Origin of the sequence: Embleya sp. NPDC008237, assembly GCF_042956465.1 — a bacterium.
Taxonomy (GTDB): domain Bacteria; phylum Actinomycetota; class Actinomycetes; order Streptomycetales; family Streptomycetaceae; genus Embleya.
Genome location: NZ_JBIBGL010000005.1, coordinates 630,153 through 655,875 on the forward strand (window position 1 = coordinate 630,153; position 25,723 = coordinate 655,875).

Sequence of the window (25,723 nt, forward strand, 5' to 3'; positions counted from 1 at the left end):
GCGTCGGCTCAGGATCGCGTCGCGGTGTGCCGCTCGGTCGGCGCGTCGATCGCGCCCAGTGCGCCCGTCTTCAGGGCGAGCCACAGGTCGACCTGGGTGGCGGGGCAACCGATCAGCCCCGTGCCCAGGCGCTCCTCGATCCGGACCAGGCGCTTGCGCACTCCCGGGGCGGAGATCGCCAGGGCCGCGGCGGTCGGCTCGATGCGCGCGTCGCAGTCCAGCCAGGTGCGCAGGGTCTCCACGTCGTGGGACCGCGACCCGAGCGGGCCGACCCGTTCCCGGGCCCAGACCCGAACCCGGGGCATGGCCAGCAGATCCTCGACGGTCACCGCCTCGTCGGCATGGTCGGCCTCCTCGGCCGCACCGGCCTGCGCCGCGCCGGGCGTGCCGGCGGCGTCCTGCCCGGATCCGGGGTGCAGCGCCAGGATCCGCAGCGCCAGGGACAGTTCGGCGCGCACGGCCAGCGCATCCAGATCCACGTCCAGGAGCGCGGCCACGGTCTTCAAACGCGCGATCAGGGTGTTGCGGTGCACGTGCAGCCTGCGGGAGGCCCGTCCCCCCAGACGCAGCCAGGTCTCCAGGGTGGTGGTCAACTCGTCGGCCCCCGGATCGGCGCGCCGGGTCGGCCGATACGTGCGCAACGGCGCGAGCCGCCGCCGCGCCCAGGCCGCGCCGGCGCGGCCGATCAACTCCTCCGGTGTCGCGTGTTCGCCGAAGGCGACCACCCGATCGGTACCCACCGGAGCTCGCGACAGCGCCTGCGCGGCCTGCTCGTACGCCACCGAGGTGCATTCGAGTGCGAACGCGTCGCCGACTCCGACGAGGACGTCGACGAACTCCCGGGCCAGTCGATCGGCCACCCGATGAGCCGCCTCGGGTCGCTGCTCCCCGGCGTCGCGACACTCCGACGTCGTGGGCGCCCTCCCCTCCACGGGGATGAGCAACACCAGGCAATCGGACCACGTCAGGTCCGGCGCCCATCGGATGCCGGCGCCGGCCAGCCCTTGCACCGCGCGCTCGATGCCCCGGCGTCGCTCTTCGGGGAACCGGACCACGAGCACGCTCACCACGTCGGGAAGCGGGGAGCCCATGGCCAGCGCGACGTCCCTGGCCGTCGCGGTATGACCGGCGCTCAGCAGTCGCAGCACCGCCTGCCGGCTGCGCGCGCCCGCCTCGGCGATCCGGGCGCGCTCGGCGGCCGTTCGCTCCGCGTTCCAGGCCCAACCGAGAACGGGCACCGCATCGGCGAGCAGGCCTTCGGTGTGGTCGAGGGCGGCGGCGCGGCCGACGATGTGCAGTGTCCCCTCGGGTGCGTCCCGCTCGCCCATCGGTCCCAGGGCGATGGTGTGGCCGGTCTCGCCGCGTTCGCCCACGTCGCGCGTCGCGGGCCGGCCGGTGGGCCCGAACGCCTCGTGCCGCACGGCCCCTTCGCGGTCCACGATGCGCATGTGCGCGCCGGTGCGATGGGCGAGCCAGCGCAGCAGATCGCGGGTCCCGTTCGGGCCGGCCGCCAGCCGTTGTGCGGTGAGCAGGTCGCGAACGCGTCGCTCCGCCGCGTGCTCGCCGTCGGCGTCCGGGTGAAACGGGTCGCCGTACAGATCCTGGCGGGCGTCGACGAGCGGGGTGGCCCGCTCGGGACGCCCCTCGGCGAGGCCGGGACGACTCGTCCGGCTCCGGTGGAGGACCTGGCCCTTCTCCACATACGTCGCGCTCATTACCGCCCCCGTTCGTCCGGCCGATCACGGAGCGGGCATGCGTCGGGTGGACCGTCCGGGACCGAGGTGTCGCCCGAAGCATGACCCGCGCCGGATAAGGCACATTGCTCGGATTTTCAACCGCCCGGCGGAACTCGGATAAGGTCGAGTGCGTTATCCGGCTCGGGTATACCTGCGGGTAACATAGGCGTGCCTATTTCCACCTGCACGACCGCATGGAATTCACCGTGAGCAAATTCCGTCGAGACTGTTTCGTAATGTCCCCCGGGCGCCGAAGGGCTGCGCCGACATGCCGCCCGGCCCGGCCCGGACGAGGCTCCTCGCACGACCGCATCCCGGGTGTCGCCCAAGGAAGCACGGGCCGGGCGACCGGTCGCCCGCCCGCGCCCACCTCCCGGGACGCGGTGCGTCGGGCGTCGTTCTCCGCCGGTCACGGACCGCGCATATCACGTCACGCGCGCACGCTCTCGGCATGCTCTCGGATATGCAATTCCACTCACACACCGTGCCGTCGCGAATGCGCCGCGGAAATAGTCGGCCGGCTGCGGTCGATATCGATGATTCCGCGCGGGCGCCGCCGCCGAGGACGCGGGCTACCGGTGCGTATACCCGAGACGGTTCAGCGACTCGACCTTGCCGCACACCGATACCCGGCGAGAATCTACCCCCCGGACTCCGTCATCGGACGGGTCGCCGCATTCCACCCAGTTCGGGGAGCCTTTCAGTGCAACGAAGCCCTATCGGTTCGCTCGCCGCCGGCCTGGGGGTGGGCACCCTGGCACTCGTCGGGCCGATCCTGGTCGCCGGATCCGCACACGCGGCCGACGACGCCAAGAACACCTGCGGGTCGGCCCGCGTCGAATGGTCGATCGACGGCGGAAAGACGTGGTCCTCGGCGGGTCTGCTGGGCGCGCTCGCCACCAAGGTGAACGTGCGCATCGTGGGCGAGGTACCCAAGTCGTGCTCGTACAAGGTCTCGCTCGCCGCCTACAGCGCGGACGGGCCCACCTGGAAGACCTCGGGCACCCAGCGCTATCTCGGCTCCAAGACCGTGACCCTCGGTCGTGACCACAAGAGCGCCGCACTCGACATCTCCAAGCACGCGCCGCCCTGCTTCGGCCAGATCGACCTGTACGGCAACGACAAGGTCTTCGACGGCAAGGCCAATCCGCTGCCGCACTATCCCGACGCCAAGTATCCGCTCGACCTGATCGCCGGTTGGAACGGCGGCAAGGCGTGCGCCCCACCGACGACCAAGCCGCCCACGACCAAGCCGCCCACCTCGACGCCACCGACCAGCGCACCGCCGACGAGCGCCGCTCCCACGACGGCGCCGCCCACGAGCGCCGCTCCCACCACCGCACCGCCGAGCACCGCAGCGCCGACCACCGCGCCGCCGACGACCACGCCCGAGGCCACGCCGTCGGACGAGCAACGGCCGCCCGCCCCCGCCGCGAACGTACCCGGCCTGGCCCGGACCGGCGCGAGCAGCGGCCTGGGCCGAATCGCCGGCGCCTCCGCGGCCATCCTGGTCACCGGCGTGTGCGCCCTGCTGCTACTGCGCCGTCGACCGAACAACTCCCGCTGATCCAGAGCCCTTGCGTCCCGCCGCGGCAGCGTCGGGTTCCGCCGGCGGGGGCGGGTCCGACCCGGGCCCGGCCCCGCCGCGTCGGTCTCGGGGCTGCCGCGGCGGGACGAAAGGCCGGACACGGCCTGGTCCGGCAGGGCGCGACGGCACGACGACCGAGCGCCGACCCGGTTGCGGGTCGGCGCTCGGTCGTCGTCGGATCCGGACGTGTGGCGTCCGGTGCGTTCGAAAATGGCTCGGCTCCGTCAAGGCGGCCCGGGTGGACACGGCGCGACTCATCCACCCGGGCCGCCATGGTGGGTACGGATCCGGGCGGGGATGGAACCCCGGTTCCGTACCGGTACCGGCGCGGCGGATCGGTCGGCGATGGCCGGGAGGGTGCGCGTCCCCCGCGCCATTGAGGGGGACGGCCCGGCCGCCGACCGATCCGCAGCGCTCAGTTCCCTCGGCCCGCGGGGACGGACGTCGGGTGGTCGGACGGCTCGGTCAGCAGTCGGGGCAGGCAGTGCGCGCCCCGCGTGGTTCGCGTCCCGGCGTGGCGATAACCGTCTCTGGTACCGCCGCCGCGGCCTCTGCCGGGCGACGAAGTGGAGCAAGTCATCTCAGTTCCCTTCCATTCCTGAATGACGGCGAGAATCGTTCCAGGAGGAATCCGTGTCGCGATCCGCGAGGCCGGCGCCGCCGAAGACGGTCGGGCCCCTCGGTGCGACAAGCGTGCGCCATGTGCGGGTCTCGGCCAAGTCCGCACAGGACGCGGGAATCTGACGTGAAGGCCAAGCCGATCTGGCGCTTGACCGTGACCGCCCGAGGTCAGCTCGCCTCCTCGTGGCGCCGGGAGGGCTCGGGGTTCGAGTCCGCGGCATGGCGAATCGATTCGTCCGCTCGTACGAAGCGGTCCTGGAGTCCACGGCCGGCGGACACGAACGCGTCCATCGCCGCGGTCAGCAGCGGGTTGCGGTTGGCGGTGCGATACAGCGCGGACACCCGGCGATGCGAGGGCGTGTGCGCCAGCGGCACGCCGACCACGCCCTCCCGGGCCTGATAGGCCAGGCCCGGGACGATGGCGACGCCGGCTCCGGCGGCGACCAGACCCTGGACGACGTCGTAGTCGTTGCTGCGGAAGGCGACCCTGGGCGCGAACCGATGTGCGGCACACACCCGGAACAGGCTCGTGGCGCCGGCCGTCCCCGCCCGAGTGGCCACCCAGCGCTCCTCGGCCAGTTCGCCGACGTCGACCCCGTCCTCGCGCAGCGCGGGGTGTCCCTTCGGCAGCAACAGGGCCAGGGTCTCCTCCACGAGCGGGAGAACCGTCAGCTCCTTCGGCCACACCCGCGGCACCAGGTCGTAGGCGAAGACCAGGGCCAGGTCCAGGTCGCCGCTTTGCACCTGCGGCAGCAGGTCGTCCGGTTCGGCCTCGTCCAACAGGATCTCGGCGGTGGGATGCAGCCGGGTCAACTCGGCCACGGCGTAGGGCACCATGCGTTCACCCGCGGTGGGGAACGTACCCAGACTCAGTCGGCCGCTGCGGCCTTGCACCACGTCGCGAATGTCGCGCTCCAGGCTGTCCAACACCGCGATCGCGTCGCGTGCTCGATCGGCGATCGTGAAGGCGGTCCCGGTCGGCCGGATGCCGTGCGCCTCCCGTTCGAACAGCGGGGTGCCCACGGCGCGTTCCAATGCGGCGATCTGCTGGGAGACCGCCGAGGCGGTGTATCCGGTGCGGCGCGCGGCGCGCGCGAACGATCCGGTGCGTACCACTTCGACGAGCGTGCGCAAGTGCAAGGGGTTGAGCATCAGGATTCCTTGGCCTCGCTCGAACGAGGTCTCGGGCTGTCGCCTCTAGGAACCGGCGGTGCGTGCCACGACGCTGTTGGAGCACGGTGGCCGTATCGATCGTCGGGATTGAAGGAGCGCTTCGACATGTCGGATGTCCTGTCGCTGATGGATCAATGGGGGCCGGAGAAGGTCGTCTCCGTGTCACACACCCGAACCGGGATGAAGGGCGTTCTGGTGATCGACAACACCGCCCGTGGCATGGGTAAGGGCGGTACCCGGATGTCCCCGACCGTGAGTACCACCGAAGTGGCCCGACTGGCCCGGGTGATGACGTGGAAGTGGGCGGCGGTCGACCTCTTCTATGGCGGCGCCAAGGCCGGGATCGTCTACGATCCGGCCGGCCCGGACAAGGAGGCGGTGCTGCGGGCGTTCGCCCGAGCACTTTCGAACGAGGTGCCCAGCGAATACGTGTTCGGCCTGGACATGGGGTTGACCGAGGACGACGCCGCCATCGTCCAGGACGAACTGGGCGATCGGGGAACGGCCGTCGGCACCGATGCGGTACTGGGCGGAGTCCCCTACGACCGGCTCGGGATCACCGGGTTCGGGGTGGCCGAGGTCGCCGACGCGTTGCTCACCCGTGTCGGCCTGCCGCTCCGGGGCGCGCGGGTCGCGGTCCAGGGGCTGGGCGCGGTCGGCTCGGCCGCGATCCGCCGCTTCGCCGAACTCGGTGCGACGGTGGTCGCGGTCTCCTCCGTGCACGGCGCGTTGTACGACCCGCACGGCTTGGACGTGACCCGGCTGCTGAGCCTGCACGCGGACAGCGGCGATCTCGCGATCAAGGAGTACTCGGGTGGGACCGTGCACCCCCTGGGGTTCGAACTGTCGGTGCCGACCGAGGTGTTGGTACCGGCGGCGATCCAGGACGTGATCGACGAGGCGACGGCCGGCACGATCACCCCCCGACTGATCGTGGAGGGCGCCAACCTGCCCACCTCCGCGGCCGCCCAGCGTGTGCTCGCCGATCGGGGCATCGTGGTGGTACCCGACTTCATCGCGAACGCGGGCGGCGTGGTGGCCGCCGGATTCGCCATGGACGCGCGCTACTCGGCGTTTCGCCCCGATCCGGAGTCGATCCGCGCGACGGTGTCGACCAAGCTGCGGGAGAACGCCGTGCTCGTGCACGAGGCGGCCGCGCGTCGAGGGATCACCTCGCACGAGGCCGCGCTCTCGTTGGCCCAGGATCGGGTGCACGCGGCAATGCGACTCAAGGGACGGGTGCCGCGCTGACCGCGGTGTCCCCGCGCGGACGTCGTGATCGCAGGCGATCATCGACCCGCGACCCCCTTCGCATGGCTGCACCGCGGTGGACTCGGACGCTCGATCGGGCTCAGGTGTACAGGTCCAGGGACAGCGGCATCTGGCAGAAGGTCTCGATCTCCTCCTGGAGTTCGCGCACCCGCGTCTCGCGCGCCCGCATCGGACGGCGCAGCCGTACGTGCACCACCATCAACAGGGAGAGAAGTCCGTGCACCCGCCAGGCCGAGTCCAGTCGCAGCACCGGACGCAGCGCCTCGGTGGTCGCCTCGATCTCGTCCAGGCTCGCGTAGGCCAGGGCGATGGCGACCCGGGCGAGCATCTCGTCCGAACGCGAGTAGCCGGTGGGGGCCGCCGCCTCGTACTCGCTCAGGGCGCTCTCCGCGGCTTCGATCGCCCGACGTTCCGCGCCGGGGATGAAGGCCCGGGTCAGCGCCTCATAGGTACTCTGCCTGGCCGGATCGAAGTGCAACAGGCCACCGACCTCGTCCAGTTCGTCCCGCCGGGACAACTCCCGGGCATCGGCGGCGGCGCGCAGTGCGGCCGACGCGGCGAGCGCGTCGCCCAACGTGGCCTGGGTCAGCGCGACGAGGGAATGCACCCACACCGACGCCGTGCCCACTGCCGGGTCGTGCACGGAGGCGCCCAGTCGGGCGTAGCGCAGCGCCTCGTGCACCCATCCGGCGCGATAGGCGATCAGTGACTGGACTCCGCGCAGCCACACTTCGGCACTGGGGTCGCGCGCGTCCACGACCGCGCTCAACACTCCCGCCTGGGTCGTCGCCAACGCCTCGCGGGTATCCCCCAGGTCGTGCCGGGACCACCCGTGGATGCCGAGCGCGAGTGCCTTCGTCAACGGGTCGACCGGCGAATCGTCCGGATCCGCGCCCCGAGGCTCGGCCGTGGCACATCGGCGTACGGCGACCAGTTTCTCGTAGAGATCCGGGAGGGCGGTGTGCGGATACACCGCCGCCAGCCGTCGGACGGCCGCCGCCGTCCGCGCCGGGGACAGGAACTCGATCGCGTCCGTGAGCTCGTCGAGGGCGTCGACCTTGTTCGGGAGTTTCATGCGTTTTCTCTCCGCCGATGCGAGATCGTGCCTTACCTGCCGCCAGCATGCGGCCCTCGGGCGCGCGCGCAAAGGTCGTTGCGGTTACCCGAACTCGGTAAACCCGAAAGTAACCGGGGTGCCACCGACCGCATCGAATCGAAAGTCACCGCGACGATTATTTTATCCTCGAAATGTTGCGCCCGTCGACAACTGCCGCTGTTCGTGCCAGGCCCCCGAATGTATGCTGCAAATCAGTTCCGCATCCCCCTTTCCGGTAGGCGCCCGGATCGAGCGATGGGGCGGTGGCATTCGGTCGTGATCCCGGTCGATTCCGTAAGCGCTTTCCAACTGCGTGTCACCGCCGTGTCGCTTGTGCGTCGATTCCTGATATTGAGGAGCCCCCCATGACAACTGGCCTCGTACCCGACCGGCCCGTCATCACCGTCGAGATCTCGGCGGACCAATCCGTACGCGTGGCCGGTGAAACCGTTCCGGTTCCGCCGGGGGGCGATCCGCGCGGAACCGCACTCGCGGTCGTCGCGGAGCAGGCGCGCCTGCTCGGGCATCCGGTGCGGGTGCACGCGGTGGAGGCGGACGGCACGATCTTTCCGTTGAACGTGTACGCGGACCGGTCCATCGCCGAGGCGGGCGCGCCGATACCGGCGGCGCCGCAACGGCGCGGCCTGTTCGGCCGGCGTCACCAGACTCCGGAGGTCGCGGCGCCGGCGCCCGCCCCCGTACCCCTTCGGTCGCCGACACCGCCCGCCCCGGTCGCGCAGCCCTCCACGGCCGGATCCGCCTCGATGGCGCCTCGGCCGACCTGGGCCCCGCCGGGTGCCGTCGGCGAGCCCGACCGGCTGCCCGACGGGCTGCCCGCGCCCCGGCGGGAGCAGCGGCTGGTGCTGGACCTGATTCGCGGCGCGGTGCAGGCGGGGGACGGCGCCCGGGCGTTGGCGATGGCCGCCGATCTGGACGCGGGCGCGGCCACGACAGCCGATCCGGCGGAGCGACTGGCCATGCGCGAAGTGCACGGATACGTCGCGCTGGTCATGGGACGGCCCGAGTTGGCGGTGCGGTTGTACGCCGAGGCGGTCGCGTTCGGTGACGCATTGGCCGAGCCCGGCGAGTGGCCGGCGCGGATGGCCGCGAATGCGCACTTCTCCTGGTTGCGCGTCCCCGACTCGGCCGTGGCGGACGCGGTGGGCGCATTGGTGGTGGACGCCTACGCGGCCGGTGGGATCGCGGATTCTCCCGGTGCGCGGGCGGCCCGCAGGCGCATGGCGCAGGCGCGGGCCTGCGCCTGATCGCACGGCGACTCGACCCGATTCCGCGGCCCCGCCCCGGCGGGGCCGCGCCGGGCCGGTCAGCGCCGCGTGAGTGCCGGCGGCGCGAGCGGAGTCCCGCTCCCGCCCACCTGTGGCCCGTCCCCCCACAGGTCGTACAGGTCGTCGGGGAGCAGCGGCGCCCGGTATGCCGCGCGCAGCACGTCGGCGGCCACCGGTCCCGCCTCCTCGGCCAACCGAACGAACCAGTCGAAGCCGGCCGGATACGCCCACAGGTACGAGCGCAGCAGCGGGTTGGCGCCCCGGTCGCAGATCAGATCGGCGATCTGCTCGTCGGTCCAGAACGGCACCCGGGCCCGGGCATGGGCCGCGCACGTGGCCACGCCCACGCCCCGGTTGATCGCCAGATGCAGTTCGCTGCGCACCAGTTGCAGGTAGTGGTCCAGCCGCACCCGCGCGATCAACACCGCGTCGTCGGGGGCCACGAACAACGGGAGTGCCTGGGCGAGCCCCTCCAGAACCACCTGCGTGGGTCCGTGTACGGACAGGACGCGCACCCAGGGCACGTCCTCGCTGGTGCATCGATGGGCGAAACTCGCTGCCTGGAGCCCGTGACCCAGCACCTCGTGCAGCGCGAACTGTCGGGCGCCGACCCGGGTGAAGCGCGCGTTGCGCGGGTTGAGCCGCAGCCGGACGTGGCGTCCCGCGCCGTCGAGCCAATAGGCCCAGTAGGCGTCGACGTCGACGCATTCGATGGTCAGCTCGTAGGACGCCTCGGACTCGGTCACCTTGCGCACGGCCGGTTCGAAGTCGGCGGTCGCCGCGCGTATCTCGGCCGGCGCCGAGTCGGCCGGCAACGGCTCCTCGGCGATCCGCAGCTCCCGATCGGTGGCGTCGTGCCAACCGATCCCCAGCTCCCCGAGCAGCTCCCGGGCGATGGTCGCGCGCTCGCCGACGTAGTCCCCCGACCAGCCTACGGCGGCGCAGCCCTGGGTCGCTCGGACGTACTCGTCGAGATCCCGCCGCTCCCCCAACTGGGCGCCCAGATATGCCAGATCGGCGTTCACCCGGGTGGCCAGACACGGTGCGTCGGCCACCGCGGGCGTCGCCGCGAGGTCGCTCAGCCGAGCGTGCACCGCCAGCCGATCGCAGGCGGCGGCCACCGGCTCGGCCTCGGGAAAGAAGTCGAAGTCGATGATCGGGGCACCACCTCGATCGATCTCCAGATGGTGCCAGGCGCGAATCGCCGCCTCGATCTCGTCACGCACTGTCATGGACCACATCCCAACGCAGGGTCACGTACTGATTGGCGTGCAGGTCTTGCCTGGACAACGTCACGTGCAGTCGATCCTCGTCGAGACTCCACCGGGTGTGCTGGGTCACCGAATTCTCCGAGCCGTCCGGATGTTGCTCGATCGCGCCGCACCCGCGGAACTCGGTGACCCCGTGCTGGGTCACGCTCAGGGAGAAGTCTCGCGTGGGCCGCGCAATGGCCTGACGCCAGTACGTCGAGTCCACGAACATCCCTCCCTCACACACGTATTCGATGACGGTAGTCTCCCCCGGCGGCACCGGTGGCGAGATCTGGCAGGCGAACTTGCTCAGGCCGGTGGTGTCGTACAGGCGCTGGATGGCGATCTGCCGATCGCACGCGTCGGTGGGCGTGATGGTCAAGCGACCCCGGGTGTGCTCGAACCACATCTCCCGGACCATGCGGGTGAGCGGCCGGCCGGTGAGGTTGAGCACCACCTGGCGGTAGGTCAACCGCACGTCTCCCGCGCGACCGACCTCGATGTCCACCTTCAGGGAGAGTTCGACCGCGTCCCCGAACGGATGTGCGGTGTCTCCCGGCTCGTCCCACGGCATCGACTCGGGGTGATCGTCCGCGACGGCGCGGACCGGCTCCGCCGCCGGACCGCCGGCCTCCGCGGCGCGGTCCTCCTCCCACGGCTGGGGAGCCAGGCCCAACATTTCGCCGGGAATCCGCAACCCCTCGGAAACACGCTCGATGACGTGCTGCTGACGCACCTGAGCCCTTCCCTTGACGTAATCGCCCACCCTGCTGGGCGTCATCTCGCACAGCCGGGCCAATTTACTCAGTGTAAATCCGAGGTCGTCCTGGGCGAGGCGGAATATGGCCCCCAAGTCGCGGTCGGCGCAGGCTCGAATCATGGCCGGCGTGGCCAACAATTCGGTGGGAAAGGGCTTGCGGTCATCGATCTTCGGCATATCGATCTCCCCGTCACGGGGCCGACCCGGCGCGGCCCGCGTAGTTACCCGCGAATTTATCAGCGACGGGTAACGTCCTCGACCTTATGCCGCACGTCCTATCCACCGACACTCTACAAAAGAGCGTTCATTCGAACGCGGTCCGTGACATCCGATGTCGAGGCGATCGAGCAGGCGTTTATACGGTGTGGGCAAAAGGGATGACCGGGCGCATATCGGCCGACCGCGCAATCCGCCCGCAAGCCTCGTGAATCCTCCATCGATGCGAAGAGTCGGGAGATCATGTCCGCAGCCATCCCCTTCCGCCCCGTCCTGGTCGCGCGGCGGCCCGCCGGCCCCGCGGTCGAGCGCGCTCCCTCGGTCGAGGCCACCGCGCATCGACGCGTGCTCTACCGGGGGACCGACCCGGCCGCCGGGCACGCGGCGGTGGCCTCGCGACTGGGTCCGCATCGACTGCACGTACCCGGTGGGCGGATCGACGCGAACTTCCGGATACTGCACGAGGGTGAGATCTCCATCCTCGAACTCGCCTACGGCGTCCGCGCCGACATGTACTTCGACGGCAGCTCCGCGGACCACCTGATCCCCATCCGGCACCGCGGCTGGGGTCGGGTCGTCATCGACGACGTGGAAAGTGCGCTCTCCCCCTGTGTACTGAGCCCCGGCCGGCCGGCCCGACTGAGTTGGGAACCCGACACCTCCGTGGTGATCGTCCGCATTCCCGGCGAGGTCCTGGACCGGGCGATCGGCCGGGAAGCCGTCGGGTGTCACCGAAAGGCCCCGACGCTCGGCCCGTACCTGGACAACACCGACCTCGGTGTCCGGCAATGGCTGTCGCTGGCCCGCGACTTCAGCGCGATGGTCGACGCGACCGGACACCTGGCCGGCTCGCGGTCGGCCGCACGGCACTTCGAGCAGGTCCTCGTGCACGGTTTGCTCTCCTGCGCGCCGGCCCACGGCGCCGGCCCGCGACCCGAGACCGGGTCGAGCGAACCGAATGGTCTGCGCCGGGCACTGGCGTACTGCGCCGAGCACGCCGGCGAACCGATCTCGGTCGGCGCCATCGCGGCGGCGGCCGGGATGAGTGTGCGCACGCTTCAGGAGAAGTTCCGCATCCACCTGGGTGTGACCCCCGTGGGGCATCTGCGCCGAGTGCGACTGGCGGGCGCGCACGCCGATCTGCTGAACGTGGCCGAGGGGCGATCCAAGGACACCGTCACCGACATCGCGCTCCGGTGGGGCTTCGGTCACCTGGGCCGTTTCGGGTCGATGTACCGCGAGACGTACGGGCAGTTGCCCTCGCACACCCTGCGCCACGGCGCGGCGGCACCGGGAGCGGTCTCCCGCGCCGCGGTCTGACCGGCGTACCCGGCCCGCGCGTGGGGCTCGGCTACAGCGTCGGCGGACCCACCGTGGCCTGGAAGTGCTCGCGGGCGTCCGACGTGCGACCGTTGCCGTACACCCGCAACACCTCGGCCAGGCCCGGGTAACGGTTCGCGAGCAGTTCGGCCGCGGACTCGATCTCGGCGGCCGAGGCCACCGCCCGCAGCACCGCGTGCACCGCTGCGGCCGGGTCCGCGCGCGGCCCGGACAACACCTCGGGTCCGTTCAGGCGCAGGGCCGTGCGGGTGCTCGGCTGGTGTGCGCGGATGCGCTCCAGCGCGGCCTCGCGGTCGGCGACCGTCAGGCGGTCGAAGTCGGTCGAGGCAACGAGCGCCTCCACCTCCTGGAGTCGGGCCAGCACCGCCGGATTACCGATCTTGGCCCGCTGCCCGGACATCAGCTGCGAGAGCATCGGCGCGGACAGGCCCAGCATCGCCGCCAGTTCCATCTGCGAGGCGCCCAGCCGTTTCAGCAGCCGCCGGAAACGGTCGTGCAGCGGCTCGCCGTACCACTCCATCTGCCGCGCCTGATTGCGCGCGATGGCTTCCTGGTCCTCCTGCGACTTGGCCACCGTGGAATCATGCACCGCGAGTCGCGCGTTTGCAATTGCAATCCCCCGGTGAATCGAAGGTCGCCGGACGGGTGCGGCCCGACACCGACCCACGGGCGGACTCACGACGCCGGGATCGGTATCCATCGATACGCCCCGTCCTCCCGATAGGTGCAACGCACGCGTCCGCCGCCCGGTACGGGCGCTTCCGCCGACACCTCGTACCAATTGCACGCGCCGCCGGGCACGATCTCCTCCGGTACCGCCGTGGACACCCGGGACGCGGGCGGGTCGACCGTTCCCTTGCCGCTGGACCCGCCACCATGCGCCGCCGACGGAACCGGCGCGCTCGGCGGGGAGGTCGGGCCGGGGCCGACCGGATCCTCCGCACCACCACCGCCGGAGGTGAGCACGGCGGCCGTCGCCGCGGCGACGGCCAGCACGGCGCCGACGATCACCCACGTGCCCCGACGTCCCACCCGCCGGGACGCGCCGCGATTTTCGGCCGCCCCGAAGGGGGTGGCCGAAACGGGGATCGGATCGGCCGCGTTTCGCTCCGCCGCGCGCAACCACAGCGAGATCGACGGCGCCTCGGCTTCGGGCGCGACGACCGGAGTCGACGGCTCGACCGCCGGCTCCGGTGGGGTCGGCGGTACGGGCGGGAGCTCGGCGGCCGGCTCCGGTGGGGTCGGCGGTACGGGCGGGAGCTCGGCGGCCGGCTCCGGCGCGTGCGCGCCGACCCGGGCGGCGGACGAGGCTCCGCGCGGGCTCGGCCTGCGACCCTCCTGCCACGTGTCCGAGGTGCGCTCCACGTCGCGCAGCACCGAGCCCTCCGGGGCACCCTCCGGCAGCGGACCCAGCACGTCGAAGACCTCGATCGGCTCGCCGTCCTCGGTCGTCGCCGGCGTCACCGGTCCCAGGCCGGGAACGATCTCCCGGAGCCGGGCCGACGCCGTCGCGGCGTCCGCCGGTCGCGCCCCGGGCTCGGGCTCGGTCAGCGTGCGCACCAGGTCCCACAACGGGCCTCCGTCGACGGGGAAGTCCGGCGGCCCGTCGGGCGGATCCTCGCTGCCGGTGAGCAGTTGCCAGGCCAGGATGCCCGACGCGTACAGATCCCGACGCACGTCCGGCGGTGCGCCGGTCGACGCCTCCGGCGGCAGGTAGCCCCAAGTACCCACCACGTGACCGGCTTCGGTGAGCCTGGGGCCTTCGCGCGGCAGGGCCAGGCCGAAGTCGCCGAGCAGACAACGGGGTCGATCCTGTCCGGTCACCTCCAGCAGGACGTTCGCCGGCTTGACGTCGCGGTGCACGAGGCCGACCGCGTGCACATGCTCCAGGGCGTCCAGGAGTTGGCCGAGAATCGCCCCGGCATACGCCTGCGGCAGGGCGCCGTGATCACGGATCAACGAGGCCAGCGACCCGCCCTCGAACAACTCCATCGCGATCAGCACGTCGCCGTCGGCGACCCACGTGTAGGGCGACGAAACGTGTGGGTGCTCCAGCCTGAACCCCTGCTCGCGCACCACCCGCAGCAGCAGCCCCGCGTCGGCCGGACGCACCAGTTTGGCGGCGCAATAGCCACCCAACCGATGGTCGAAAGCCCGCCATACGGTGCCGGACATTCCGGTTCCGACGGGATCGACGAGGGTGAAACGACCGGCTAGCGGTGTGGGCACGTCGTCACCCTAGCGCAGGGGTTCGGACGCCCCGCAGGGGCTATTACTCGCCGGTAATCCATTGTTTGCAAGTGCAACCCTGATCTACATTCCCGGGCATGGAACAGCGAGCCTTCCCGGCCTGTGCGGCGGCACTCATCCTGGGCGCGGTCTCGCTGCTCGGCATGGCCCCGCACGCATACGCCGCCGATGCGAACGGCCTCGCCCGGGACCGGCCGACGGCCGAATCGGCACCCCGGTGGCCAGCCCAGCGCGCGCCTCGCACGTACAACCCGACCGGAACTCCCGTCTCCGGCGCGCCCGACGGCGCCCGCGCGGTGTCCCTCGCTCCGGGCGACTACGTGGACCGGATGGCCGACAAGGAGGTCAAGTACTACGCCGTGGACGTGCCCTTGGGGTACACGGTGTACGTGTCCGGGACGACCGTCAGCACGGTGAAGGGCCTGGAGGCGCTCGACCTGAAACAGATCGACGAGCGCAGCACCTCGTGCCGGACCGACACCGGGTTGTCCCAGTCGGTGATCAAGGTCGTCACGGCGTCGCTGAATTGGGGAGCGACCGCGACCGGCCGCAACAACAGTTGCGCCAAGCCGGGTCGACAGGTGTTCTCGGTGACCCGCCGGGGCACCGGGCCGCCGGTCCCGCTGGAACTGCGCATCTTCCTGGAACCGGCCGTCTCGGACACGGGCCCGGCCGAATCCGTGATCGCGCGCTACACCGAGCCGGGCGGTTCTCCCGTACCGGTGCTCGGCGGCGGCTCGTTCACCGACGCCGGCACGCTGCCCGGCTCCGGCCACTTCACCGACGACATCGCGTTCGGGGAATGGGTCTTCTACCGCGTCCGCCTGGACTGGGGTCAGAGCCTGGCCGTCCAGGCGCGGGTGGGCGGCGGGCGCGGGTACGCGCCGACGGAGGTCCGGCTGTACAACCCCGTGCGCGAGGAACTGGCCCGCGAGTTCGGATCCGTGTCCGACACCGAGCACATCTTCGCCGGCCGTCCGGACCCGTTCGCCACGCGGCCCGTGCGCTACCTCAACCGCAGCGACCGGCAGCAGGAGGTCGCCGACATGCTGCCGGGGTGGTACTACCTTGCGGTCGCGGTACAGGGCGAGGGCGAACAGCGCTCGCTCGCGGTCGACGTGTCCGTCGGCGGCAACAAAGAACCCGGACCCGCGTACGTACCCGACCCGTCGATGTCGGTGGCGACCTCCCGGTCGACCGCTTCGCCGGGCGGGGTCGCGACGGGCGGGAGCCCGGCGGCGGGCTCCGCGGCGCAACCGACCGGCGGCAACCGGGACTCGGCGGGTGCGAGTGCGGCCTTCGGTGGTCCCGCCGTCTGGCTGGGGCTTCCGCTCGCCCTGCTGCTCGGCGCCGGACTGGCGACCTGGGTGATTCGTCGGCGTGCTCCGGAAGCCCCCAGCGACTGAACCCGGGCCCGCCTGATCCGACTTCCGGTTCGGACCGGATGGCCCCGGACGCCGGTGGCCCCCGCGCCCCGCGGGCCACCGCTGCCGGGTGCTTTTGCTGCTCCGCTAGGCCGTGTCCGGTGGATCCTGGTGGATGAGGTCGCGTCGTCCGGTGCCGTGGCTCGGCGTGCCGGAGAAGCGGCCGCATAGTGGTTCCATTCGGCTGTTTCTCCGGTGCGGCGAGGTGCGGTGCCAGGCGGCGCGGCCCCGCCGAGATCCGCCGGACACGGCCTAGGACTCGGCCAACCGGGCGCGCAGGAACCGCATGCGGTCCTGTGCGGCGTCGCGTCCGGGGTCGGTGGGCATCGTCGAGTAGGCGCGCAGGACGACCGGGCCCAGGTCGTACGCGGCCTCCACCTCCTCGACGCGCAACCAGCAGTGGTGCGCGTTCTCGATCATCCGGGCCGCGTCGTGGGGGTGGGCGCCCCGGGCCAGGGCCGCGTCGGCGTACAACTCCACCGCGAGGGCCGGTCGACCGGTCAGCAGGGCCACATAGGCATGTACCTCGCGCACGGGCGGCAGCGCGTACTCGTCTCCGCCGTGGTCGACCGACGCGTCCAGGGACGCGGCCATGGCCAGGGCCTGGTCGTCCGCACCCGAACGGACCGCCCGGGCGATCTCCAGGATGATCCGCTTCTGTTCCTCGGTGGGCTCGACCAGGGCCGGCGGCGGGGTGGGCTCGGGCGGGGCGGTCGGCTCGACCGAGGGCGGGGTCAGGGGCGGCGCGGGATCGGGCGGGGTGGTCGGCTTGGCCGGGGACGACGTGGGCTCCGGCAGAGCGGTCGGCTCGACCGGGGCCGGGGTCAGGGGCGGCGTGGGCTCGGGCGGGGTGGTCGGCTTGGCCGGGGCCGGGGACGACGTGGGCTCGGGCGGGGTGGTCGGCTTGGCCGGGGGCGGCGTGGGCTCCGGTGGGGCGGTCGGTCCGGCCGGGGACGGAGTCGGCCGGTGGCCGGCGGCCGGCGGCTCGGGGACCGTGCGCGCGGTCAGTTCGGGAAAGGCCGGGGGTTCCTCCTCGACGGGCACCCGCTCGGCCGGCGGTTGCCACGAATGGCGGATGGGGGCCGGTTCGGCATGGTCGAGGGTGGGTGGCGTCGGTTCGAACGAGGTTGCCTGCCCGGCCGGTTCGGCATCCGGACCGGCCGATGCCTGCTGCGTCGCTGCCCGCTGGACCTGCTCCCTGGGGTCGAACGGCGGCTCGACGAAGGCGCCTTCGCTCGGCGGGTTCGACGGTTGCCGATCGGACGACTCGCCCGCCGGCCCGGAGGGCGCCTCGACGTGCGGCCCGTCGGGCGTCGCTCGCGTCCTCGGATCCACCGCGCCGGTGGGAATTCCACTCCGCGCGCCCGTCGACACGTCGGCGGCCGGCGGCCGTTCCCGGGCATCCGGGCTCGGCGCGACATCCGGGCGCGGCGTGCGCTTGCGTCGGCCCGGGAGCGAGCGTCGCTTCGAGGGCGGCGGAAGCGGGCTGTCCGACGCACTGACCGTGCCGTCCGGCGCGACGATGAGCGGGAAGATCACGCCGTCCGGCTCCCTCGCCTCGGCGCGCACCGGACGGCCCAGCGAACGCGCCGTCGCCGCCGCCTTCTCCAGCGCGACCGCACGCGGGTACGCGCCTGGCGGCACCGGGATCCGCTCCCCGTCGACGTGAACCGTGTCGTCGATCGACAACTCGATCGAGACGACGGGCCACGCCGGCACCACGAAATCGTCGGGCACGTACGCTCCTTCGGTCGAGCTGAGTGCGTTGGTCCTCGGGCCGGAATCGGTTCGGAGGAGGGTGAACCGGTTCCCGGTTCCGGGAGGGAACGGGGGGTGGAACCGCTTCGGGGGTGGAACCTGTTCGGGATGGATCGGGTCGGGGCCGGGCCGCGCGGTGTCGGGCCCGCGCCGTGTCGGGCCTGCGCGCTAACGGCCCGAAGCGGACGGCCGCGTGCCGGCTCCGGGCGTTCCGGAGGCGGGCGTTCCAGAGCTGGGCATTCCAGAGGCGGGCGTTCCGGTCACCGGCGGTCCGCACACGGGTGCGCCGGGAGCCAACTTCATCGAGGGTTCCCCGGTGATCAGGGTCACCACGACCACACACGAATCGGCGCTCACCGGCGGGCCCGTGAACACGACACTCGTCTCACCCGCGCCGGGCAACTCGGTCTTCTGGTAGGCGCCGGCCGGGCTCTGCGCGATCGCCATGTATCCGGCGATCCCGTCGGTCCGGGTCGGTGCCTGCCACGACACCTGGATGCGTCCGTCGGCGGAACGTCTGGTCACCTGCCGGGGTTGATACGCGGCCAATTGATCGGGAGCGATCACGCTCGCGGTCGCCGGGGGCGCCGAGGACGGTGGCGCGTCGGCAGCGGTGTCCTCCTCGCCCCCGCCGGTGAGCAGGACCGCGGCGACGGTGATGCCGGTGACCAGGAGCACCCCGGCGATCACGAGGCGCACCCGGGACTGCGGCTCCGGCTGCTCGGACTTCCAGTCGTAGGCGTTCGGTTCACCCGTGGTCCCCGCCCAGTCTCCACCGAACGCCGGATCGGGTTCCGCCCCCGTCTCGGGAAGTCCCGATGCCGACCAGAACCACGGGGGTCGTCCGGCGGCCTCGCCCGAACCATCCGCCGGAAGGTCCGTCGGCGGCGGTCCGCCCGCCTGGAAACCCGGCGCGAGCGGAATCGGCGATGGTCCCTCCGGCTGGGCAAACGCCCCCGCGGTCATGGTCGATGGGCCCGCGAACCGCGCATCGGTCGGTGTGTACGCCGGCGCGGCCCACGCGTCGAGCTCGGCATCGGCCGGCCACCAGCGTGGTCGGGCCAACGCCGGTCGCGGGCCGGCGTCGCCACCACCCGCGTCCCCCGCGTCGTCCCACCGCATGTGACCTGCGCTCATCGCCTTCGACCTCGTCCCCCATCGATCCTGCCTCACGCGATGCCCACCGCCACCGGATCCGGTCCGCCTCGGGAGCGACCACAAGCCGCCCGCCGGCGGGATGCGCCTCGACCGCGGCGGCGCATCGTCGCGGTCGTCGGTGTCCGGGTGCCGGACGGCCCGATCGCCTCGGGTCGCGGACGGCCGCGACGCGCGGGCGGCGGGTGGGGTCGGCATCGGCGTCCTACGGTCACGGCGAACCGAACAACGGAACCCATGCGGAGTCTAGGAACCGGCCCACGCGACCGATAGGACCGAATACGCGGAAGCAGAAGCGCGAATCGGCCAATCCACGGGTCCGCGTCGTCGCGCGCCGCGGCCTGTTCGCGCCGCGACGGGCGCGGGCCACGCTCGCGGACGGCGACCGCCGGGCGGTGTCCGGCTACCGCCGACCGCCGGCAGCGCGTGCACACGGCCCGTCCTCGCAGCCCGCGAGCCGTGCGCCCCCCGGCGCGAAACCACGCGATGGTGGGGTGTGGAGGCACGGATTCCCGTTCGGGTGAGCGCACGCCGGAGCGATGCTTCCGTACCCGGCTGTCGGCGACCCGCCCGGGTCTGTTGGGTTGATCCGGGCGCCGGCGAGCGTCCGCATCATGCGTCGCCCCCACCGCTTCGGCGCTCCGGGGGCCCGCGCTCCGGGGGCAATACAGGGGGTTTGCAAGCTGTGACCGAAACACCGCAGGTTTCCTCGACGGCACACAAACGTCGATCGACCGGACGAGCGCACACGAGCGTCGCGCCCACCCCGTACGAGTTGTGCGATCGGCCGATCGTGGACGTACCGACCGTCCTGGCCGCCGAGTTCGCCCGCCGCTGGCCGCAGGGCGCCGACGGCATGCACGCGGTGCACCGATACGCGCTGCTGCCCACCGGCAAGCTGCTGCGGCCCGCGCTGGTGATGTACGCGGCACTCGCGGTCGGCGGCGAGGTCGAGCACGCGCTGCCCGCCGCCGTCGGCATGGAGTGCGTGCACACCGGCAGCCTGGTGCACGACGACATCGTCGACGCCGACGAGGAGCGGCGCGGCCGGCCCGCGGTACACGTCGCCTACGGCCCCGAACGCGCCATCATCGCGGGCAGCAGCCTGTACTTCGCCTGGTTCGGCGCACTCGCCGAGTGTGCGCGCCACGGCGTGCCCGGCGAGCGCATCGCCCGCGCGATGGCTGCCCAGGCCGAGGGCGGAACCGCGATGTGCCAGGGTGTGTTCGACGAACTCGGCTTCGCCGGCGACCTGGACTGCCCGGTCGAGGACTACCTCTCGATGGCCGGCCACAAGACCGGCGCACTGCTGTCCGCGTCCTGCCGGGTGGGCGCGATCCTCGGCGGCGGGACCGACGCGGCGGTCGAGGCCCTCGGCGCGTTCGGGCGGCACGTCGGCCTGGCCTTCCAGATCCGCGACGACCTGCTCCCGTACGACGACGCGTCCGCCGCCACGATGGGCAAGCCCGCCGACAGCGACGTGAGCAACCACCGCCCGACCCTGCCGGTGCTGCTCGCCCACGAACGCGGCACCATCGAACAGCGCGCCGCGATCCGGCACGCCCTGCTGCACGAGGCCAACCCGGAGACCGCGCTCGCCCGGATGCGCGCGCTGGTCGAAACCACCGGCGCGGGCACCGAGGCCCGGGCCCTGGCCGACGGTTACGAACGCAGTGCCCGGGACGCGATCTCCTGGCTTCCCGTCAACCCGTACACCGAGGTGCTCACCCACTGGTCCCGCCGGGAGCCGGCCCCGCCCGCGGCCGGCTGACCGCACCCCACGCGCGGGCCTCCGTCGACCGAGGCGCCGGCGGAGGCCCGCACATTCCGGCGTCGTCGCATCGGGATCGCGGCCGTCCCGTTCCCGGTAGGTTGTCCGGCGCGAGCGGGTACGCACCGTCCCGAAAGCACAGAACTCACCGAACACGGCCGGAATCACCGCGATGGCTGCGGTGGGGCTCGAAAGGTTGACCGACGTGACGGACCGGCCCGAATCGACAGTGCTCCCGAAGGCGGCCCCGACCGGTACCGCACATCCCGATCGGCTCACCGATCGTGAGGTGGAGGTGCTGACGCTGATCGCGAACGGGCTGAAGAACGCCGACATCGCCGCCGCGCTGGCCATCGGCGAGGCGACGGTGAAGACACACATCAACAACGCCTTCGCCAAGATCAACGCCCGCAACCGGGCCGACGCGGTGCGCTACGCCTACCGCACCGGTCTGTCCGGGCCCTGAGCGAAATCGGCCCGTGGAGCGGGCAGTCGGCCGTCGCGCTCGCGCCGCGGCAGTCCCGGCGCCGGGTGTTCCCGGTTCCGGCTCCGCCCACCTCGGGTTCGCCCACTCTCCGGATCCGCCCGACCTCCGTCCGCGAGCCGGCTCCCCTGCCGAGCGCGCCGGCGGGTGCGAGGGCGCTACGCCGCCAGCGGGGCGAACATCGGCGAGCCGGTGCGATCCGGGTCGTCCGCCATCGCCAGCAGCGGCGAGGTGATCACGAAGTCGGCGGTGGCCCGATTGCAGGCCACCGGGATGTCCGCCAGCACCGCGAGGCGCAACAACGCGCGTACGTCGGGCTCGTGCGGCTGCGGGCTCAGCGGGTCCCAGAAGAACACCAGCAGGTCCACGGCGCCCTCGGCGATCCGCGATCCGATCTGCTGGTCGCCGCCGAGCGGGCCGCTGCGGAATCGGATGATCTCCAGGTCGAGTTCGTCGGCGAGGATGCCGCCGGTGGTCCCGGTCGCGTACAGGCGGTGCCGGGCCAGGGTCGCGCGGTGGGTCCGGGCCCAGGCGAGCATCTCCGGCTTGCATCGGTCGTGCGCCACGAGCGCGATGCCGCGCTCGCGGTCGTGGTGGTGGTTCGGGTCGAGCAGGTCGTTCGTTTGGGTCACAGGCATCTCCGGTGTGCTGGGCTTTGGCATGCCCCCAGTCTTGCCGCCGCGTGTTGCGCCGGTGTGGCCGGGACATGACACCCACAAGAAGACGAATCGATCATGCAACCGGCCCGCGCACCCGGCAGCCCACGCATCCGAGGGCCCGCGCGCGACGCACACGATCCGCGCCTGCGGCGCGTCGCCGACGCGTTGCTGCGCGCCGCCGCAGCCCTTCCGGCCGCGCCGAACCTGCGAAGGGGCTGTCGGACGGCGACTACGCCTTCGCGGCCGGCGTCTCCGGGCGTGCTGTGGCGGCCACCGCCACGGTCGGCCCCTCCGGGAGCACGCGCAGCCTGCGCACCGGTGAGCAGAAGACCGGGACGAAGCCCAGCGACAGGCACACACCGCCCGCCCACATCGCGGTGTGCACGCCGGCGAACTGCCCGATCAGCGCCGCGGCCACCGCGCCGATCGCGGAGGCGCCGGTGAGCAGGCAGCGGAAGGTCGCGTTCATCCGGCCGAGCAGCGCGTCGGGCGTCAGGCGTTGCCGCAGGCTGACCCCGAGCACGTTGTCCATGCCCATCTTGGCGGTGGCCAGGAACCAACCGAGGCCGGCAACCACCAGCCAGGGACCACGGTCGATCAGCGGAACCAGCAGCCCTGCGGGCGCCAGGCACAGTCCGGCCACGCCCAGCGTGCGGCCGAAGCCGAGCCGGCCGGCGATCGGCCCGGCGCAGCGTGCGCCGACCAGGATCCCGAACCCGCCGAGCGCCAGGTAGAGCCCCAACGCACCTGCGGGCAGGTCCAGTTCCCGAACGAACACCACCGGCAGCAGCACGTTGACCAACTGCGAACCGAAGTTGGTCAACGCCGCCGTGCCGGCGAGGGCGCGCAACTCGCGGCGCCGTCCCACGTGGCGCAGTCCCTCGGCGATTTCGGCCCGCAACCGGCGCCCGGCGCCGTCGTTCGCGGCCGGTGCGCCGTCCGCGCGGAGCCGGGCCAGTCCGAGGCCGGAGGCGAGGTAGCCGACCACGGTGCACACCAGCGCGACCGGGGCCGCGACCAGTTGGATCAGGAAGCCGCCCGCACTGCGGCCGGCGATGTTGGCGCCTGCCATCAGGCTGACCATCGCGGCGTTGGCCGAGACCAGCGCCTCGCGGCCGACCAGATGCGGCAGGAAGCTCTGCGAGCCGACGTCGAAGAACACGGTGGCGCAGCCGTTGACCAGGACCACGGCGTACAGCTGGGGCAGGGTCAGCACGTCCAGCCACCAGGCCACCGGGATCGAGCCGATCAGCGCGGCGCGGACCAGGTCGGCGACCATCATCACGCGGCGGCGGCGCATCCGGTCCACCCAGGCGCCGGCGGGCAGGCCGATCAGCAGGAACGCGACGGTGCCGAGCGCGGCGAGCGCGCCGACCTGGCCGGGGCTCGCGTCCAGGGCCGCGACGGCGATCAGCGGGACGGCGACATAGCCGATGTTGGTGCCCAGTTCGCTGAGCGCCGCCGCGGTGAACAACGTGCGGAAGTCGGCGATACGCCAGGGTGAGTGCGGTTGGCTCATCCCGGCAGCCTGCCGGTCGCCCCGAGCGGCACCCAATGATTTAGCCTGGACTGAATGATCGAGTTCGCCCGGAACTCCGAGTTCGTTCCGGACTCGTGGCCGCCCCGGCCCATGGGTCGTATCGAACTCGAAGGTCGGATCGGCGCAGGTGTGATGATCGAGATCGAATTCACCCCGGAGGACGTGGCCCGCACCCGCTTCGTGATCTCCCCGCTGTGGGAGGTGATCGCGAGCGTGCGGATCCTCAAGGGCGCCGACGAACAGGGCGTCCACCACACCTGGACGGATCGGGTCCGCTCGCGCCTGGCCGCCGCGAAGGTGGACCTGACGCCGCTCACCGAGCTGATCCCGGTGCCGACCCGGGCCCTCGCGGGCTTCCTGTGCCCACCGCCGACCACCCCGTTGACCTCGCTGGACGTCGAGTTGGCCACGCTGCGCGCCACGCCGCTCGAACTGCTGCGCACCAGTTCGGAGGTCGCGCCGGAGCGGATCGCCGCGCTGCGCGCCGACCCGGAGCGCGAGTTGGGCCGGCTGGCCGAAGCGATCGAGGTGTACTGGGAGTTGGCGCTCGCGCCGTACTGGCCGCGGATCCTGACCTTCCTGGAGGGCGACATCCTCTTCCGCGCCCGGCGGTTGGTCGAGGGTGGCGCCCGCAGCCTGTTCAACGACCTGGATCCGCAGGTGGCGTGGGACGCGGGCACGCTCCGGCTACGAAACCGTTTCGCCCGCGGTCGACGCACCCTGGATGGCCGCGGACTGCTGCTGGTGCCCTCGGCGTTCGTATGGCCACGGGTGTTCTCGGTGTTGGACGGGCGCTGGCAACCCACCCTGCGCTATCCCCCACGCGGCATCGGCACCCTGTGGGCGCCGGCCCGAACCGCCGCACCCGACGCGCTCGCCGGCGTCCTGGGCCGCTCCCGAGCGACCCTCCTGGCCGAACTCGCCACACCCGCCTCGACCACGGACCTGGCCCGCCGCACCGGCCTCACCCCCGGCGGCGTCTCCCAACACCTGTCCGCACTGCGCTCGGCGGGCCTGGTCGCCGCCCACCGCGTCGGCCGCGAGGTGCTGTACGCCCGCACCCGCGCGGCGGAAACCCTCCTGACCGCAGCGCATTCGGCCTAGCCGGGACACGAAGGAGCGCATACGCTCTCGCCCCTGCCCGTCGTTCTCATGATCGACTTCCCGAAAGCGAGCCCCGGCATGCCCACGCTCCCCTGGACCACCCCGAATCCGGTCACCCCCGGCACTCGGGTGCTCGTGATGGCCTCCCGGTTCGAGGTTCGATCCGCCAAGGACGTACCGAAGTTCTTCCTCAAGTCGCTCGCCGCCTGGCGGCAGGTGAAGTCCGCGCCGGGAGCCGTGGGCGCCTCGCTGATCGCCCAGCCGCTGAAACGGGTCTTCCACACGCTGTCCGCGTGGGAGAGCCGCGAGGCGCTGGACACCTTCGTGCGGACCGAACCACACCGCGGCATCATGGGGACCCTGCGCCCGACCATGCGCACGTCGACCTTCACCTTCTGGGAGGTCCCGGCCGAGAACCTGCCGATCACCTGGCCGGACGCCCGGGAGCACCTGGCCGACCAGGAGCGCCGGAACGCGACCGAGAGGGACGGCGACACAGCCTCCTGAGCACCGCGCCTCCCGGTCCTGGGCGTCCGTGCTCGACGCCGCCCGCGCCTCGGCCCACCCGGGCGCCCACCACGATCTCGGCGGACGGGCAGCCGGGGCCGGCTACACCGCCGCCGCCGCGCCGTCCGGCCAGCAACGCATCGCGAGCGCGGCGACTCGTTCCAAAGTCGCGCGGTCGACGCCGTCGACGGCCTGGGTGGACATGCCCTGGACCACCGCCGCGTAGTAGGTGGCGAGGCCGTCGGCGTCGGTGTCCGCGGGCAACCGGCCGGCGGCCGTGTCGGCGGCGATCCGCGCGCGCATCACCGCCTTGGACGCCTCCCGGATCGCGCGCAGTTCGGCCTTGACCTCCTCGGCCGCCGACGTGCAGTTGACCGCCGCGGTGATCACCATGCAGCCCGGCGGGTGACCGGGCTCGGTGTACGCCTCGGCCAGCGCGTGCAGCACGCGCTCCATCGCCTGTCGCGCGTCCGGCGCCGCGGCGATCACGTCGCCGGCGACCGCGCCGTAGGTGACCCCGTAGCGCCGGACGGCCTCGCTGAAGAGTTTGCGTTTGTCGCCGAAGGCCGCGTACAGGCTGGGCGGCTTGATCCCCATCGCGGCGGTCAGCGAGGCCACCGAGGTCGCCTCGTAGCCGTGTTGCCAGAACTCGAGGACCGCGCGGTCCAGCGCGGCCTCGCGGTCGAAGCCGCGCGGGCGGCCTGGGGTACCGGACATGAAGCCATTGTATAG

The 25,723-nt window shown here is 72.3% G+C and carries 21 protein-coding genes; 9 read left to right on the forward strand and 12 right to left on the reverse strand.

Annotated elements, in window-relative coordinates; all coding sequences use genetic code 11:
- Positions 1-8 precede the first annotated feature (8 nt).
- Entirely contained in the window at positions 9-1,715 is a 1,707-nt protein-coding gene (locus ACFZBU_RS16485) for a helix-turn-helix domain-containing protein (protein WP_391584253.1), read from the reverse strand.
- Positions 1,716-2,439: 724 nt separating this feature from the next.
- Here ACFZBU_RS16485 and ACFZBU_RS16490 point away from each other — a divergent pair.
- Positions 2,440-3,303, forward strand: a complete 864-nt coding sequence (locus ACFZBU_RS16490; protein WP_391584254.1) for a hypothetical protein — start codon at positions 2,440-2,442, stop codon at positions 3,301-3,303.
- An 810-nt stretch (positions 3,304-4,113) separates the two neighbouring features.
- On the opposite strand, the gene ACFZBU_RS16495 is transcribed toward ACFZBU_RS16490, so the two are convergent.
- Positions 4,114-5,097 carry a LysR family transcriptional regulator gene (locus ACFZBU_RS16495; RefSeq protein ID WP_391584255.1) on the reverse strand — a complete coding sequence of 328 codons (984 nt, stop codon included), beginning with the start codon at positions 5,095-5,097 and terminating at the stop codon, positions 4,114-4,116.
- 126 nt (positions 5,098-5,223) lie between these two features.
- Between ACFZBU_RS16495 and ACFZBU_RS16500 the strand changes: the two genes are divergently transcribed.
- Positions 5,224-6,369: a Glu/Leu/Phe/Val dehydrogenase gene (locus ACFZBU_RS16500; RefSeq protein WP_391584256.1), complete on the forward strand. Its 1,146-nt coding sequence runs from the start codon at positions 5,224-5,226 to the stop codon at positions 6,367-6,369.
- 100 nt (positions 6,370-6,469) lie between these two features.
- Here ACFZBU_RS16500 and ACFZBU_RS16505 read toward each other — a convergent pair whose 3' ends face one another.
- Positions 6,470-7,465 (reverse strand): hypothetical protein, encoded by a 996-nt coding sequence (locus tag ACFZBU_RS16505; protein ID WP_391584257.1) that lies wholly within the window; start codon positions 7,463-7,465, stop codon positions 6,470-6,472.
- Between the two features lie 386 nt (positions 7,466-7,851).
- Between ACFZBU_RS16505 and ACFZBU_RS16510 the strand changes: the two genes are divergently transcribed.
- Entirely contained in the window at positions 7,852-8,751 is a 900-nt protein-coding gene (locus tag ACFZBU_RS16510; protein WP_391584258.1) for a hypothetical protein, read from the forward strand.
- A 59-nt stretch (positions 8,752-8,810) separates the two neighbouring features.
- On the opposite strand, the gene ACFZBU_RS16515 is transcribed toward ACFZBU_RS16510, so the two are convergent.
- Both ACFZBU_RS16515 and ACFZBU_RS16520 read right to left on the reverse strand, forming a co-directional pair.
- The gene (locus ACFZBU_RS16515) at positions 8,811-10,004 is read right to left on the reverse strand and encodes a hypothetical protein (RefSeq protein WP_391584259.1); all 1,194 of its coding nucleotides are present in this window, start codon (positions 10,002-10,004) and stop codon (positions 8,811-8,813) included.
- Positions 9,991-10,959, reverse strand: a complete 969-nt coding sequence (locus ACFZBU_RS16520) for a helix-turn-helix domain-containing protein (RefSeq protein WP_391584260.1) — start codon at positions 10,957-10,959, stop codon at positions 9,991-9,993. Before ACFZBU_RS16520 ends, ACFZBU_RS16515 begins: the two co-directional genes overlap by 14 nt.
- A 282-nt stretch (positions 10,960-11,241) precedes the next feature.
- Between ACFZBU_RS16520 and ACFZBU_RS16525 the strand changes: the two genes are divergently transcribed.
- Positions 11,242-12,318, forward strand: coding sequence for an AraC family transcriptional regulator (locus ACFZBU_RS16525; RefSeq protein ID WP_391584261.1), 1,077 nt, complete (start codon positions 11,242-11,244; stop codon positions 12,316-12,318).
- 31 nt (positions 12,319-12,349) lie between these two features.
- Here ACFZBU_RS16525 and ACFZBU_RS16530 read toward each other — a convergent pair whose 3' ends face one another.
- Together ACFZBU_RS16530 and ACFZBU_RS16535 are read right to left on the reverse strand one after the other, a co-directional pair.
- Positions 12,350-12,913 carry a helix-turn-helix domain-containing protein gene (locus ACFZBU_RS16530; protein ID WP_391584262.1) on the reverse strand — a complete coding sequence of 188 codons (564 nt, stop codon included), beginning with the start codon at positions 12,911-12,913 and terminating at the stop codon, positions 12,350-12,352.
- A gap of 101 nt (positions 12,914-13,014) precedes the next feature.
- Positions 13,015-14,568: a protein kinase gene (locus tag ACFZBU_RS16535; protein WP_391584263.1), complete on the reverse strand. Its 1,554-nt coding sequence runs from the start codon at positions 14,566-14,568 to the stop codon at positions 13,015-13,017.
- Positions 14,569-14,666: 98 nt separating this feature from the next.
- Between ACFZBU_RS16535 and ACFZBU_RS16540 the strand changes: the two genes are divergently transcribed.
- Positions 14,667-15,995: a hypothetical protein gene (locus tag ACFZBU_RS16540; RefSeq protein WP_391584264.1), complete on the forward strand. Its 1,329-nt coding sequence runs from the start codon at positions 14,667-14,669 to the stop codon at positions 15,993-15,995.
- A gap of 270 nt (positions 15,996-16,265) precedes the next feature.
- Here ACFZBU_RS16540 and ACFZBU_RS16545 read toward each other — a convergent pair whose 3' ends face one another.
- Both ACFZBU_RS16545 and ACFZBU_RS16550 read right to left on the reverse strand, forming a co-directional pair.
- On the reverse strand, positions 16,266-17,750 hold the full coding sequence (locus tag ACFZBU_RS16545) for a hypothetical protein (protein WP_391584265.1): 1,485 nt from the start codon (positions 17,748-17,750) through the stop codon (positions 16,266-16,268).
- Positions 17,751-17,939: 189 nt separating this feature from the next.
- A complete protein-coding gene (locus ACFZBU_RS16550) occupies positions 17,940-18,908 on the reverse strand; it encodes a hypothetical protein (RefSeq protein ID WP_391584266.1) in 969 nt (322 codons plus the stop codon).
- 703 nt (positions 18,909-19,611) lie between these two features.
- On the opposite strand from ACFZBU_RS16550, the gene ACFZBU_RS16555 reads away from it, so the two are divergent.
- Positions 19,612-20,697 carry a polyprenyl synthetase family protein gene (locus tag ACFZBU_RS16555; protein ID WP_391584267.1) on the forward strand — a complete coding sequence of 362 codons (1,086 nt, stop codon included), beginning with the start codon at positions 19,612-19,614 and terminating at the stop codon, positions 20,695-20,697.
- 205 nt (positions 20,698-20,902) lie between these two features.
- Positions 20,903-21,163: a response regulator transcription factor gene (locus tag ACFZBU_RS16560; protein WP_391584268.1), complete on the forward strand. Its 261-nt coding sequence runs from the start codon at positions 20,903-20,905 to the stop codon at positions 21,161-21,163.
- Between the two features lie 176 nt (positions 21,164-21,339).
- Here ACFZBU_RS16560 and ACFZBU_RS16565 read toward each other — a convergent pair whose 3' ends face one another.
- Both ACFZBU_RS16565 and ACFZBU_RS16570 read right to left on the reverse strand, forming a co-directional pair.
- Positions 21,340-21,813, reverse strand: a complete 474-nt coding sequence (locus tag ACFZBU_RS16565) for a methylglyoxal synthase (protein ID WP_391584269.1) — start codon at positions 21,811-21,813, stop codon at positions 21,340-21,342.
- Between the two features lie 256 nt (positions 21,814-22,069).
- Positions 22,070-23,359 carry an MFS transporter gene (locus ACFZBU_RS16570; protein WP_391584270.1) on the reverse strand — a complete coding sequence of 430 codons (1,290 nt, stop codon included), beginning with the start codon at positions 23,357-23,359 and terminating at the stop codon, positions 22,070-22,072.
- 153 nt (positions 23,360-23,512) lie between these two features.
- Here ACFZBU_RS16570 and ACFZBU_RS16575 point away from each other — a divergent pair, with 153 nt between their 5' ends.
- On the forward strand, positions 23,513-24,484 hold the full coding sequence (locus ACFZBU_RS16575; protein ID WP_391584360.1) for a DUF5937 family protein: 972 nt from the start codon (positions 23,513-23,515) through the stop codon (positions 24,482-24,484).
- A 78-nt stretch (positions 24,485-24,562) separates the two neighbouring features.
- Positions 24,563-24,991, forward strand: a complete 429-nt coding sequence (locus ACFZBU_RS16580) for a DUF3291 domain-containing protein (RefSeq protein ID WP_391584271.1) — start codon at positions 24,563-24,565, stop codon at positions 24,989-24,991.
- Between the two features lie 102 nt (positions 24,992-25,093).
- Here ACFZBU_RS16580 and ACFZBU_RS16585 read toward each other — a convergent pair whose 3' ends face one another.
- On the reverse strand, positions 25,094-25,708 hold the full coding sequence (locus tag ACFZBU_RS16585) for a TetR/AcrR family transcriptional regulator (protein ID WP_391584272.1): 615 nt from the start codon (positions 25,706-25,708) through the stop codon (positions 25,094-25,096).
- Between the last annotated feature and the right edge of the window lie 15 nt (positions 25,709-25,723).